At 68.4% G+C, this 13,245-nt stretch carries 13 protein-coding genes; 8 read left to right on the forward strand and 5 right to left on the reverse strand.

Annotation, left to right across the window (positions count from 1 at the left end; all coding sequences use genetic code 11):
- Nucleotides 1-7 precede the first annotated feature (7 nt).
- From DFR29_RS26930 to DFR29_RS26965, 8 genes are all read left to right on the forward strand, one after another.
- Nucleotides 8-358, forward strand: coding sequence for an Mpo1-like protein (locus tag DFR29_RS26930; RefSeq protein ID WP_133821741.1), 351 nt, complete (start codon nt 8-10; stop codon nt 356-358).
- Nucleotides 351-755, forward strand: a complete 405-nt coding sequence (locus tag DFR29_RS26935; protein WP_133821742.1) for a RidA family protein — start codon at nt 351-353, stop codon at nt 753-755. Before DFR29_RS26930 ends, DFR29_RS26935 begins: the two co-directional genes overlap by 8 nt.
- Nucleotides 748-1,536 (forward strand): succinate dehydrogenase iron-sulfur subunit, encoded by a 789-nt coding sequence (locus tag DFR29_RS26940; protein WP_133821743.1) that lies wholly within the window; start codon nt 748-750, stop codon nt 1,534-1,536. The genes DFR29_RS26935 and DFR29_RS26940 overlap by 8 nt, the downstream gene beginning before the upstream one ends.
- A 14-nt stretch (nt 1,537-1,550) precedes the next feature.
- Nucleotides 1,551-1,799: an FAD assembly factor SdhE gene (locus tag DFR29_RS26945; protein WP_133821744.1), complete on the forward strand. Its 249-nt coding sequence runs from the start codon at nt 1,551-1,553 to the stop codon at nt 1,797-1,799.
- Complete coding sequence (locus tag DFR29_RS26950; RefSeq protein WP_133821745.1) at nt 1,771-2,217, forward strand: protein YgfX; 447 nt, start codon at nt 1,771-1,773, stop codon at nt 2,215-2,217. The genes DFR29_RS26945 and DFR29_RS26950 overlap by 29 nt, the downstream gene beginning before the upstream one ends.
- Nucleotides 2,218-2,313: 96 nt before the next feature.
- Nucleotides 2,314-3,558, forward strand: a complete 1,245-nt coding sequence (locus DFR29_RS26955; RefSeq protein WP_133821746.1) for a lipoprotein-releasing ABC transporter permease subunit — start codon at nt 2,314-2,316, stop codon at nt 3,556-3,558.
- Entirely contained in the window at nt 3,551-4,273 is a 723-nt protein-coding gene (lolD, locus tag DFR29_RS26960) for a lipoprotein-releasing ABC transporter ATP-binding protein LolD (RefSeq protein ID WP_133821747.1), read from the forward strand. The genes DFR29_RS26955 and lolD overlap by 8 nt, the downstream gene beginning before the upstream one ends.
- 133 nt (nt 4,274-4,406) lie before the next feature.
- A complete protein-coding gene (locus DFR29_RS26965; protein WP_133821748.1) occupies nt 4,407-6,743 on the forward strand; it encodes a DNA internalization-related competence protein ComEC/Rec2 in 2,337 nt (778 codons plus the stop codon).
- A gap of 24 nt (nt 6,744-6,767) precedes the next feature.
- Here the strand turns inward: DFR29_RS26965 and DFR29_RS26970 are convergent, their stop codons facing one another.
- The 5 genes from DFR29_RS26970 to DFR29_RS26990 all read right to left on the reverse strand — a co-directional run bounded on the left by DFR29_RS26970 (nt 6,768) and on the right by DFR29_RS26990 (nt 13,187).
- Nucleotides 6,768-9,461 (reverse strand): DUF349 domain-containing protein, encoded by a 2,694-nt coding sequence (locus DFR29_RS26970; protein WP_133821749.1) that lies wholly within the window; start codon nt 9,459-9,461, stop codon nt 6,768-6,770.
- A 69-nt stretch (nt 9,462-9,530) separates the two neighbouring features.
- A complete protein-coding gene (locus tag DFR29_RS26975) occupies nt 9,531-10,763 on the reverse strand; it encodes a TraB/GumN family protein (protein ID WP_133821750.1) in 1,233 nt (410 codons plus the stop codon).
- A gap of 9 nt (nt 10,764-10,772) precedes the next feature.
- Nucleotides 10,773-11,660, reverse strand: a complete 888-nt coding sequence (locus DFR29_RS26980) for a carbon-nitrogen hydrolase (protein ID WP_133821751.1) — start codon at nt 11,658-11,660, stop codon at nt 10,773-10,775.
- Nucleotides 11,657-12,691 (reverse strand): agmatine deiminase family protein, encoded by a 1,035-nt coding sequence (locus DFR29_RS26985; protein ID WP_133821785.1) that lies wholly within the window; start codon nt 12,689-12,691, stop codon nt 11,657-11,659. The genes DFR29_RS26980 and DFR29_RS26985 overlap by 4 nt, the downstream gene beginning before the upstream one ends.
- Before the next feature lie 160 nt (nt 12,692-12,851).
- The gene (locus DFR29_RS26990) at nt 12,852-13,187 is read right to left on the reverse strand and encodes a hypothetical protein (RefSeq protein WP_133821752.1); all 336 of its coding nucleotides are present in this window, start codon (nt 13,185-13,187) and stop codon (nt 12,852-12,854) included.
- Nucleotides 13,188-13,245 lie beyond the last annotated feature (58 nt).

The raw sequence follows: 13,245 nt of genomic DNA on the forward strand, positions 1-13,245 counted from the left end.
GGCACCGATGGCACGCGAAGGCGGGCTGATCGCATGGCAGTGGCGGGGCTACGAGCGCAATCACCGCGACCGGCTCAACCTGCTGCTGCATATGGTGGCGGTGCCGGCATTCATCGCCGGCATGCTCGCCAGCGTGCGTTTCCTGACCTGGGGCAAATGGCTGCCGGCGCTGTTCGCGTTCGGCTTCGCCGTGCTGGCCTTCCTGGCGCAGGGCATAGGCCACAAGCGCGAGGCCGAGGCGCCGGTGCCGTTCGACGGCCCGCTGGATTTCCTCGGCCGCGTCTTCGTCGAACAGTTCATCACCTTCCCGCGCTTCGTGCTGAGCGGGCAGTGGACGCGGAATCTGTCGCGTGGCTGAGTTCAGCGCCATCGTTCCCGCCGAGGTGGCCGCGCCGGAAGGCGGCTACGTGCACGGGCTCAAGCTCGCCGCCGGGCAGGAATTGCTGTTCGTCAGCGGACAGATTCCCAGCAACCCCGACGGCAGCATCGCCCAGGGTTTCGACGAGCAGTGCCGCGCGGTCTGGCGCAATATCCTCGCCACGCTGCAGGCGGCGGGGCTGGGCGTCGGCGACATTGTAAAAATCACCACATTTCTCACCTCGCGCGACCACGCCGCCCGTAACGGCGCGATCCGGCGCGAAGTGCTTGGTTCCCACCAGCCCGCCTTGACCGTGATCGTCGCGCAAACGCTCGATCCCGCCTGGCTGCTAGAAATCGAGGCCATCGCCGCCTCCCGGAGTCCGCAACATGGCTGAGATCAGACTGCCCAAGAATTCCCGCGTGCAGAAGGGCAAGCATTTCCCGGCGCCGGCAGGCGCTACCAAGGTGCGGACGTTCAAGGTCTACCGCTGGAATCCCGACGACGGGCAGAACCCGCGCGTGGACACCTTCGACGTGGACCTGGCCACCTGCGGGCCGATGGTTCTGGACGCGCTGATCAAGATCAAGAACGAGATCGATCCCACGCTCACGTTCCGCCGCTCCTGCCGCGAAGGTATCTGCGGTTCCTGCGCGATGAACATCGATGGCACCAACACGCTGGCCTGTACCAAGGCGATCGGCGATTGCGATGCCAAGGACGTGCCGGTCTATCCGCTGCCGCAGATGGAAGTGATCAAGGACCTGGTGCCGGACCTGACCCACTTCTACGCCCAGTACGCGTCCATCAAGCCGTGGATCCGCACCCAGAGCGCGCCGCCGCCCGACGCAGAGCGCCTGCAGTCCAAGGAAGACCGCGCCAAGCTGGACGGACTGTACGAATGTATTTTGTGCGCGTGTTGCTCCAGCTCCTGTCCGAGCTACTGGTGGAACGGCGACCGCTATCTCGGCCCGGCCATCCTGCTGCAGGCCTACCGCTGGATCGTCGACAGCCGCGACGAAGACACCGGTGCTCGCCTGGACGACCTGGAAGACCCGTTCCGCCTGTATCGCTGCCACACCATCCTCAATTGCGCGCGCACCTGTCCCAAGGGCCTGAACCCGGCCAAGGCGATCGCCGAGATCAAGAAACTGATGGTGCTGCGCCAGGGCGCCTGAGCCTGACGCCGGCCATGACCGACACCACTGTCGCGCGCCTGCGCTGGCGCTGCCGCCGCGGCACGCGCGAGCTCGATGCCCTGGTCGGCTGGTGGCTGGATACGCGCTACGCCCAGGCAAATGCGGCACTGCAGGCCGCGTTTGCCGATCTGCTCGAGGTGCAGGACCCCGACCTGTGGAACTGGCTGGTCGGGCGCGAAACCGCAACGCGTGCGGACTGGCAGCTTATCGTCGATGAAATCCGCCGACGCGATCGCGTTTGACTACCGGCCTTCGCGCCTGCTCGCCGCGTTGTGCAGCGGCATGCTGCTGCTGGCGCTGGGCTCGGTCTGGTACAGCCGGCTCGGCCAGTATCCGCGCTGGGCACTGCTGCTGTCGGTGCTGGTCGTGACCAGCTACGCGCTGGCCGTGCTGCGCCTGCTGCGACCGCGTGTGCGCCAGGTAGGCTGGGACAGGGACGGCAACTGGCTGCTGCTCGATGCCGGCCGCACCCAGCAGCCGGCCACGCTGCAAGGCTGGAATACGCTCGGCCCGGCCGTGCTGCTGCGCCTGCAGGCGGCCGGGCGCAGGGTGAGCCTGCCGCTGCTGCCGGACAATCTCGATCGCGATACGCGCCGCTGCTTGCGCGTGCGTCTCGCCCAGGAGTGCAGGCCGCGTACACTGCCACCGAGCTTGAGCTGAACGCCGCGCTGCGCTCGGCTTGCGCGCTTGCGGCGGCTATAGCACTCTCGGCCGGCTTTTCGGTCTGAACCCGTTCCCAAGGACTGCAATTCGGCCATGTTCCGACCGTTAGAGCTGTTCATCGGCCTGCGCTACACGCGGGCCAAGCGTCGCAATCATTTCATCTCCTTCATTTCCCTGATTTCCATGCTCGGCATCGCCCTGGGCGTGACCGCGCTGATCGTGGTCATCTCGGTGATGAACGGCTTCGACAACGAACTGCGCACGCGCATCCTCGGCATGGTCTCGCACGCGACCATCAGCAGCCTCGACGAAGGCGGCATGAGCGACTGGGCGGCGACGCAGAAAAAGGCCGAGGCCAATTCCCATGTACTGGGCTCGGCGCCGTTCATCGAACGCGAGGCGATGCTGCAGGGCGACCGCGTCGGCGGCGCCATCGTGCGCGGTGTGCTGCCGGACCAGGAGCCCAAGGTTTCCGAAGTCGACCGCAAGATGAAGGCAGGCAAGCTGGAAGACCTGGTTGCCGGCCGCTTCGGCATCGTGCTCGGGCGCGAACTGTCGTACAAGCTCGGCGTCGACGTGGGCGAGCAGGTCGTGGTGTACGCGCCGGAAATCCAGGCCACGCCGGTAGGCGCAGTGCCGCGGCTGAAGCGCTTTACCGTCGTCGGCATCTTCGAGATCGGCATGGAGGAATACGATGCCGGCCTCGCCATCGTCAATCTGGAAGACGCGCAGCGCCTCTACCAGATGCAAGGGCCGGACGGCCTGCGCCTGAAACTCGACGACATGTTCAATGCCTTCGGCGTCGCGCGCAGCCTGGCCGAAGAGCTGGGCCAGTACTACCGCGTGCGCGACTGGATGCAGGGCCATGCGAATTTCTTCCGCGCCATCGCCATGGAAAAGCGCGTGATGTTCATGATCCTCTCGCTGATCGTGGCCGTCGCCGCATTCAACCTGGTTTCCACCCTGGTGATGCTGGTGCAGGACAAGCAGGCCGATATTGCGATCCTGCGCACGCTGGGCGCATCGCCGCTCAGCATCATGGGCGTGTTCATGGTGCAGGGCGTGGTGGTCGGCGCAATCGGCATTGCGCTAGGCACCTTGTTCGGCGTGGTGCTGGCGCTGAACCTCGAAGCCATCGTCAAGTTCATCGAGACCCAGTTCAACTTCACGGTGCTCTCGCCGGACGTCTACTACATCAGCGATCTGCCCTCGGACATGCACTGGAGCGACGTCGGCCTGATCGCCTTGCTCGGCTTCGGCTTCTCGCTGATTGCCACACTCTATCCCGCCTGGCGTGCCGCGCGCACCCAGCCGGCGGCGGCGCTGCGTTATGAATAATTCCACTCATTCCGAAAGCGGCGTGGTGCTGCGTGCCAGCGGCGTCAGCAAGATCTACGAGGAAGGCTCGCTGCGCACCGAAGTGCTGAACGCGCTGAGCTTCGAACTCAAACGCGGCGAAACCCTGGCCATCGTCGGTGCATCGGGCTCGGGCAAAAGCACCTTGCTGCATATCCTCGGCGGCCTGGATACACCCAGCAGCGGCGAGATCGAGGTGACCGGCCAGCGCATGTCGGCCTTGTCGGACAAGGCCCGCGGCGAACTGCGCAACCGTTCGCTCGGCTTCATCTACCAGTTCCATCACCTGCTGCCGGAATTCACCGCACTGGAGAACGTCTGCATGCCGCTGCTGATCCGCGGCACGCCGATTGCCGAAGCGCGCCGCCAGGCCGGCGACCTGTTGCAGCGCGTCGGCCTGGGCCAGCGGCTGGAACACAAGCCCGGCGAAATGTCTGGCGGCGAACGCCAGCGCTGCGCGGTCGCGCGCGCGCTGGTCACTCGGCCGGCCTGCGTGCTCGGCGACGAACCCACCGGCAACCTGGACGAAAAGAACGCCGCCCAGGTGTATGCGCTGATGCTGGAACTCAACCGCGAAGTCGGCACCAGCTTCGTCCTGGTCACCCACGACCACAGCCTGGCGCGGCGCATGGATCGCGTGCTGGAGCTGCACGGCGGCCGTCTGGGCAGCGCGGCGCCGACTGCCGTCGCGCGCTAGCCGTATCGGTCGCATCGCCGCACCGCGCGCGTAGTTCGGAAGATTCCCAGGCTTGTGCGCGGCCTGCGCCGCTGGCTGCGGTCACTCGCGCAGGCAAGGCTGTACGGCCTAGCCTTGCTGCCGGTTCTGCCGCATGTCCGGACTTGTTTCCTGGGCCTATTCCGCGTTCGTTGCCCGCCGCCGCGTTGCGCCGCATCTGCTCGCGCCTGCGGCGGTCGCTGCTGTGCTGGCCGGTGCATTGCTGCTGCAGTTGTCGCCGGCGTTGCCTGCGCCATGGCTGCTGGCGGCTGGCTGTGTCGTGGCGCTGTTGCTGTGCCGCCGGCCCCTGCTGTGCTGGCCGGCTTTCTGCCTGCTCGGCGCCTGCTGGTTCGGCCTGCGCGCCGACCTGGCCCTGGCCCAGCGCCTGCCGCATGAACTTGAAGGCGCCGACCTGCACGTGCAGCTGCGTGTACGCGATCTGCCGGATGCGCGTGCCGACGCCTTGCGTTTCGACGCGCAGATCGAATCGGCCAGTTACCAGGGCAGGGTAGTGCCCCTGCGCGGTCGCCTGCGCCTGTCCTGGTACGGCGTGGCGCCGCGCGTGGCTGCCTGTAGCCGCTGGCATCTCCAGCTGCGCCTGAAGCGGCCGCGGGGAGCGAGCAATCCGGGTGGTTTCGATCTGGAACGGCATGCCTTGCAACTGGATCTGGTCGCGACCGGCTATGTGCGCGAGGACGCCGGTAACCGGGAATTGGCGACGCGTGGATTTTGCGTCGACAGCCTGCGCGAACGCATTGCCGCAGCCATCGCCGCGCAGTTTGGCGACAGCGCAACGGCGCATCTGCTGCGCGCGCTGGCGGTCGGCGACCAGCGCGGCCTGAGCGACGAGGAATGGCAGGTGCTGCGCGCGACCGGTGTCGGCCATCTGATCGCGATCTCGGGCCTGCATGTGAGCCTGCTCGGCCTCCTCGGCGCCGGGTGCGCGCGGCGGCTGTGGCGGCTCTGGCCGCAGTGCACCCTGCGCTGGCCGGCGGCAGTGCTGGAAACGCCGCTGGCGCTGGCCTGCGCGACGGCGTATGCGGCGCTGGCCGGTTTCGGCCTGGCCACGCTGCGCACCTTGCTGATGATCGCGGTGGTCGCGCTGGCCCGCCTCGCGCGGCGGCATCTGGGCCTGGGCCAGTCGCTCGCGCTGGCCATGGCGGCGATGTTGCTGGCCGATCCGCTGGCCCTGCTCTCGGCCGGTTTCTGGCTGTCGTATGCGGGCGTGGCGCTGCTGCTGTACTGCCTGGACAGCAGCGGCGCACGCAGCGCCTGGCGCGAGCTGGTGCGTGCGCAAGGGGCCATGAGCCTGGGTTTGCTGCCGCTGTCGGTCTGGCTGTTCGGCCAGAGCTCCGTGGTCGGGCCGCTGGCCAATCTGGTCGCCGTACCGTGGATCAGCTTCGTCGTCGTGCCGCTCACCCTGGCCGGCGCATTGCTGGTACTGCCGTTGCCTTTTGCCGGTAGTTTCTTTCTGCAATTGGCGGCCTGGACGCTGGAATGGCAATGGCTGCTGCTGCAATGGCTGGCGCAGTGGCCGCTGGCCCAGTGGTATTTCGCCGAAAGCGGGGTCATGGCCCTGCTGCTGGCCGGCCTGGCGGTGTCCTGGCTGCTGCTGCCGCGCGGCATGCCGCTGCGCGGCCTGGGCCTGTTGCTGCTGCTGCCCTTGCTGTGGCCGCGTACCACCGAGGTGCAGCCGGGCGAGTTCGAGGTCAACGTCATCGACGTGGGGCAGGGGCTGGCGGTACTGCTGCGCACGCACGGACATGCCTTGCTCTACGACACCGGCGCGCGTTATCCGTCGGGCTTCGATCTGGGCGAGGCCGTGGTCGTGCCGGCCGCGCAGGCACTCGATCTGCGCCGGCTGGATCGCCTCGTGCTGAGTCATGCGGACATGGATCATGCGGGCGGCGCGGCGGCGGTACAGCGCGCACTGCAGCCACGCACGCTGCTGGTCGGAGACGCGGCCCTGCCCGGGGCACCGGCCTGCGAGGCGGGACAGCAGTGGCAGTGGGACGGCGTGGAGTTCCGCGTGCTGCATCCCGACGCCGCCACGCCGCGCCAGGGCAACGATGCGTCCTGCGTGCTGCTGGTGCAGAGCGGGCAGGGACGCCTGCTGCTGACGGGCGATATCAGTGCGGCGGTGGAACCGGCCGTAGCCGAGGCGGCCGGTCGTGCGCCGCTGGTGCTGCTGGTGCCGCATCACGGCAGCAAGACCTCGTCCAGCGCGGCCCTGCTGGATGCCTTGTCGGTGCAGCTGGCGCTGGTATCGGCTGGCTATCGCAACCGCTTCGGGCATCCGCACCCGGCAGTGACCGAGCGCTATCGCGCGCGCGGCATTCGCGTGCTGGACACGGCCGAATCGGGTTGTCTACGACTGATCTTCTCGCCCGCCGCGGCGCCGCGGCTGCTGGAACAGTGCCGCCTGGCGCGCCGGCGCTATTGGACCGAATAGCGCTGGCGGCCGTTGCCGATCGGCTCAGCCAGCCTGCGCCAGCGCTGCTTCGAAGGCACGCCGGAAGCGCGCCTGCCAGTCTTGCGCTTCGTCTCGCGGCAGCGCGCCGAAGCGGGTCCATTGCTGCAGGCACTGCAGCAGTTCGTCGCGCGCTGCCCGTTGCTCGGTGCCGCTCATGCGTTGCGACAGACGCCTGACCTGCAGGTCCATGCGCCGCGCCTTGTCTTCTTCCGGCGTTTCCACGCCGCCGAGGAATTCCAGCGTCACCAGCAGCTCGCGCCGCGCCTCGTCCTGGCCGGCGCTGGCTTCGGCGCTGCCGGCGCTGTCGAAGCGGGACTGCAGCGTTGTGGACAATGGGCCGGCTGCGGCATCGCCCAGCGCGTCCCAGGCGGCTTTCGCCGCGGCGTCGTCCTGCGTGCCGGCTTCGCGTGCTTCGCACAGCGCCAGGCGGGCCAGTGCATCGCGGAATACGCCGTCGCGGCGCTGCTTGTGCACCTGCTGTTGCGCCGCATCCAGGCGGTCGCGCTGCAGCTGCCAGCGCTTGTCCAGTTCGCGATCGCGCAGGTTCAGCGCACTCCAGCGCTGTTCCAGTTCGCGGCGCTGCGCGGCCAGGGCGTCGGCCGAATCGGCGGATAGCTGTTCCCAGTCGGCCAGCACGGCCAGCGCCTGCTCGCGGCTGGCGTTGTCCGCCGCTTCGCGTTCGCGCCGGGCGCTGTCCAGCTTGCCGAATACCGCATCGCAATGGCCGCGGAATTCCTTCCACTGCGCTTCGTCGGTGCGGCGGCGGCCGTTGCCGGCGGCTTTCCAGCGCGCCTGCAGGTCGCGCACTTCGCGGGCGGCGGCTGCGGCGTCGGCGGCCGTGGCCAGGCGCTCGGCCTCGCCGATCAGGCGGCGCTTGGCCGCTTCCACCGCGGCGGCCTGTTCGTCCAGGCGTGCATCGATGCGCGCGAGCACGTCCTTGAGGCGCTGGGCCAGGGTCTTGCGTTCGCGCGGATCGACGCTGTCGAGGTCACGCAGCGCGTCGCTGGCGACGCGGCGCTGCTTGGCCAGCGCGGCGAGATCGCTGCCGTCGGCGGCGAGTGCCTCGGTGGCTGCGATCAGCGTTTCGATCTCCTGCTGGTTGGACTTGCGCACTTCGTCGCGCTTGGCAAAGTAGCCTTGTGCCGGTTTCAGCGCTTGTGCACAAAGTGCCTGGAAGCGGCGGCCCAGGCCGGCGCTGGCGCGCGCCTCGGCTTCGCCGTCGCGTGCATCCAGCTGCTGCCATTCGGTGCGCGCTTCGCGTACCCGGGTGGCGACGGCGTCGGGGTGCAGGCCCAGGCCGGGCAGGGCTTCGATCGCTTCGCACAATTGCTTGCGCCGCTCGTTGCCGGACCAGCGCTGCCAGCGTTTCAGCTCGGCAAAGCGCGCTTCCGCATTGGCCAGGCGCTTGTCGTGGCGGGCGATGGTCGGCAGGCCTTCGAGCAGGTTGGCGATGCGTGCCTGGGTGGCGACTGCATGGGCCAGGTCGCCGCCTTCCAGCTGCTGCTCCAGTTCGATCACCAGCTGATCCAGGTCGCGCTTGAGCGCCTGGTGCTGTTCGCGCTGTTTTTCCTTGTCGGCGGCGGCGCGTTCCAGCGCCGCATCGAAGCGTGCCTTGGCGGCCAGCGCTTCCAGGCGCGCTTCGGCGCGGCTGCCTTCTTCTTCCGCCGCAACCTCGGCGGCGGCGTGCGCCGCTTGCGCGGCGGCAGTGTCCTGTACGGCGCGCTGGGCGACGCGCTGGGTCAGGCGCACCAGCAGGGCTTCGACGCGCTCGCGTTCGGGCGTTTGCAGTGTGGCGGCGGCCAGGCCCGAGCCGGCTTCGGCGGCCAGCGCTTCCAGCGTGCTGCTGTCGGCCTCGGTCGCTGCCAGTGCCTGTTCCAGGCGCGTACGCAGTTCGCGCAGGCGGCTGCGTTCGGCGGCAGCTTCTTCGGTGTCCTGGCGCAGGAAGCTGCGCGTGGATTCGAAGCGTTCGGCCAATTGTTTCGGCGCCTTGCCGTCGATCGGCTGCCAGGCGGTGTCGATCGCGGCCAGCTCGTCGGCGCGCTCGCTGCGCGGGCGCGACAGCAAGGCTTCGACGCGTTCGCACAGGCTGCGCGCACGCGCTTCGATGGTGGCGGCGTCGCCGGCGGCGATGCGGCCGGCTTCGGCGCGGTCGCGGGCCAGGCGGCTGACCACCTTGTCGGTCTTGCGCGTGCGCTCGGCCACGCGCATCAGCGCGTCGAGATCGTTGATGCGCGACAGCGCGATCAGGCGCAGCTTCGCATCGGCGTCAGTGGACGCCACGTCGGCCAGCAGGCTGGGGCGCGTGGCGCGTTCCAGCGCGGCGCTGCGCAGGCTGAGTTCACTGGCCTGGGCGACGACGCGTTCGATCTCTTCGCCCGACAGCGTGTCCAGCTCGGCAATGCGCCGCTCCAGCGGCGGCCGGTCGGCGCTGCCGCCGATGAACATGGCCAGGTAGGCCGCCCGCGCGGTCTCGCGCAGGCTGCCGTCGGCATCGCCGGTGGAGCGTTCGCGCCAGGCTTCGTACTGGTTGAGGCGGCGCAGCGCGGCCAGGCGCACGCCGGCATCGCTGTCGTTGCGGGCGATCGCGGGCAGCGCGCCGATCAGCTCGGCGTCATTGAGTTCGGTGACGGCGCCGCGGCGGGTGGCGACATCTTTGCTTTGCCAACGCGGCTTGAACAGGAAACGAGCGAATTTCATTGCGCTGCGGACCTCGCAGAATCGTTGCGCGAAAAGCCGCGGCGACACATGTCGCCGCGGTGCAGAAAACTAGGCCAGGCTTTTCAGGATGCGAAAGCCCGCCAGCCAGACGCCGATCATGCCGCCGAAGTTGGTCAGCAGGAAAACCAGCAACGTGCGGGAAATGCGATTTTTCCACCAGCCCGTCCAGACGCTGACGTCATGGCGCAGGCTGTCGAAATCGGCGACGCGCGGCTTGCGCAGCCAGACCTCGACGCCGGCGCTGGCCACGCCGGGCGGTATGCCGGGACGGAACGGCTTCAGCGGCGCGGCGATGGCCGCGGCCAGTACCGACAGCGGATGGCCGCCGCCGGCCAGGGCGCCCAGGCCGGCCAGGCCGCCAGTGAACAGGATCCAGTCGCGCAGGGCATCGGTGCCCAGCGAGGCGTCCTTGTAGAACAGCAGACCGATGGCGGCGGCGATGGCGACGAACATGCCCAGCGCCAGCCATTTCGGCCAGGACGCGCCGGCGGGCACCGTGTCCAGCGTGGCGCGCAGCGGCACCGGCGGCGCGTTCTGTTCGTTCAGTTCGCGCTCCAGCCCGGCCAGATGGCCGGCACCGACCACGGCGAGCACGCGCCGCACCGGGGTCTTGATCTGCTCTTCGCGCAGGCGCGCGGCCATGTAGCTGTCGCGTTCGGCGATCAGGCTGCGGTACAGCGGCTCGGATTCGCGCGCGAATTCGGAGAACGCGCTTTCCAGCATGTCGCCGCGCTTGAGTTTCTCGATGTCCTGCTCGCCGATCTCTTCGCTGGACAGCACGCTCGCGCCCAGGCCGCTGATGATGCCCATGCGGTCCCAGAAGCCGACGCTGCGGTAGGCGCGCTTGAGCGTGATGCCGATATCGCGGTCGATCAGCCAGACCGGAATCGAGCGCGCCTCGGCCGCTTCGAACGCGGCCTTGAGTTCGGCGCCGGCCTCGATGCCGTACTGCTCGGCCAGGCGGCGCTGGAACGCCGACAGCGCCAGGTTGGCGGCGACCAGGCCGGCCTTGCCCTGGCGGATCACCTGGAACAAATCCATCTTGCGCAGAAGTTCCGGATCGCGCATGGAGGCATAGCGGTTGGAGTCCAGCTCCACCGCGATGGCGTCGAAATGTTCGCGCTCGATCATGGCCTGTACCGCCGCCACGCTGGCGCGCGATACGTGGGCGGTGCCCAGCAGCACGAATTCGGTATCGCCCAGGACGACACGGCGGATAGGCTGGTCCTGCAAAACGTCCGGCGGCCCGAAATCTTCCGGGCGAGGATCTTCAGTGGTCATGTGTGGGAGTCAGTCGCGGAAGCGGCGCAGCAGGTCACCGTATGCATCGATACGGCGATCGCGCAGGAACGGCCAGATGCGGCGCACGTGTTCGCTGCGCTGCAGGTCGATGTCGACGACAAGCAGCTCGCGCCTGTCGGTGTTGGCCTGGGCCAGGAATTCTCCCTGCGGCCCGGCGACGAAACTGTTGCCCCAGAACTGGATGCCGCGGCCCGCGTCGGGCGCGGCCTCGAAACCGGTGCGGTTGCAGGCGAGCAGGGGCAGGCCGTTGGCTACGGCATGGCCGCGCTGCACGGTGATCCAGGCATCGCGCTGGCGCTGTTTCTCGGCGTCCTCGTCGTGCGGGTCCCAGCCGATGGCGGTGGGATAGAGCAGCAGTTCGGCGCCGGCCAGCGCCATCAGGCGCGCGGCTTCCGGATACCACTGGTCCCAGCACACCAGCACGCCGAGCTTGCCGACCGAGGTCTCGACCGGATCGAAACCCAGGTCGCCCGGGGTGAAATAGAACTTTTCGTAGAACGCCGGATCGTCCGGAATGTGCATCTTGCGATAGCGCCCGGCGATGGCGCGGGAACGGTCGAACACGACGGCGGTGTTGTGGTACAGGCCGGCGGCGCGGCGCTCGAACAGCGAGGCGACGACGACGAGCTTCAGTTCCTCGGCCAGCGCACCGATGCGTTCAGTGCTGGGGCCGGGAATGGTTTCGGCGCGGTCGAATTCGTCCACGCTTTCGTGCTGGCAGAAATACGGACCGTTGTGCAGTTCCTGCAGCAGCACCAGCTGCGCGCCGGCCTGGGCCGCTTCGCGCAGGCCGGCCTCGATGGCATCGAGGTTGGCGGCGACGCTGCCGCGGTCGGTTTCCTGCAGCAGGGCTGCGCGCAGGCGGGGCGATTTCATGCGACGACTCCTTTGGGCAGCTGCATGGTGACGCAGTGGAGGCTGCCGTTTTGCCAGATAAGGGGACGGCAGGGCACTTGCACAATGCGGCGCCCCGGGTGCGCCAGGCCGATGATGCGGGCGGCTTCGTCGTCGGCGGCATCGCCATAGGCCGGAATCAGCACGGCGCCGTTGACGATGAGGTAGTTCGCGTACGAGGCCGCCAGGCGGCGGCCCTGGTCGAGGATGGGCTGCGGCCAGGGCAGCGCATGCAGGCGGTACGGCTCGCCGTCGCGCGTGCGCAGGGCGGCCAGTTCCTCGGCCATGGCATTCAGTTCGGCGTAGTGCGGATCATCGCGGTCGTCGCAATCCTGGTAGACGATGGCGTTGTCCGGCGCGAATCGCGCCAGCGTGTCGATATGCGCGTCGGTGTCGTCGCCTTCGAGATAGCCGTTGTCCAGCCAGAGGACGCGCTGCGCTTCCAGGCCGTCGAGCAGGATCTGCTCCATGTCCGCGCGGCTTTGCTGCGGATGGCGCTGGCTCAGGCACTTCCAGGTGGTGAGGATGGTGCCGGCGCCATCGGATTCGATGCCGCCGCCTTCCAGCGCCCAGTCGATGCGCCGGTGTGCCGTGGGCACGAAGACTTCGCGCTGGATCAGGCCCTGCACGAGCTGGTCGTCGAGGCTGGCCTCGAACTTGCCGCCCCAGCCGGTGAAGCGGAAATCGGTCAGCTGGAAATGCTTGCCATCGCTCAGGGTGATGGGGCCGGAATCGCGCAGCCAGGTATCGTCATAGGCGATCTGCACGAAGCGGATGCGGCGCAGGTCGGCGGCGGCGGCGCCAAGCAGGTCGGTGGCACGTGCCTGCACGGCGTCGTCGGCGACGCAGACAATGGCGATCTGGAAGCGCGCGATCGCGGCGATCAGCGCGGTATACGTCGTCTCGACCTCGGCCAGGCGCTCGGCCCAGTCGGTGTCGGCATGCGGCCAGGCCAGCAATACGGCGGACTGCGCCTCCCACTCGGCGGGCAGGCGCAACAGGGAATTCGTCAGCACAGCAGTCCTCGGAATCAGGGCATGCCGCGATACGGTGTCATTGGCTGCACGACCGCGACGCGGAATCGCGCAGCATAGCGGAGCGGGAAGCCCCGACCAAGCCTTTGACCGGCAAGGGCTTGCGCCGGCGCCCGGCGGGGCCGGACGCGGGCTGGGCTCAGTGGACCGGCTTGGGTCCCAGCTCGTTCGCGTCGACCCGCTTGACCACGGCGTCGATCACGTGCGAACGCTCGAAATAGACGATGAAATTGTCGTATTCCCAGCGGTTGATGACCGGATGCTGCGGCTTGTTGCCGCCGCGCGGGTCGAGCTTGTTGCGCGGCGTGCCGTAGCGGCTTTCGACCTGGCTCATGGACATGCCGCGGTTGGGCAGGGCCACGCTGGCCTCTTTTTCGGTGCGCTGCATCAGCAGGGTATCGGCCATGGCCGCGGGAGCAGCGGCGACGGCGGCCAGGCCCAGGCTGGCGAGCAACGGGAGCAGGCGTATCGACATGGGTGTCTCCTTGAGCCTTCAGGGGCCGGATAGGCAAAGCGCGTTTTAACAGAAGGTT

Source organism: Tahibacter aquaticus, assembly GCF_004363655.1.
In the GTDB taxonomy this organism is placed as follows: Bacteria; Pseudomonadota; Gammaproteobacteria; order Xanthomonadales; family Rhodanobacteraceae; genus Tahibacter; species Tahibacter aquaticus.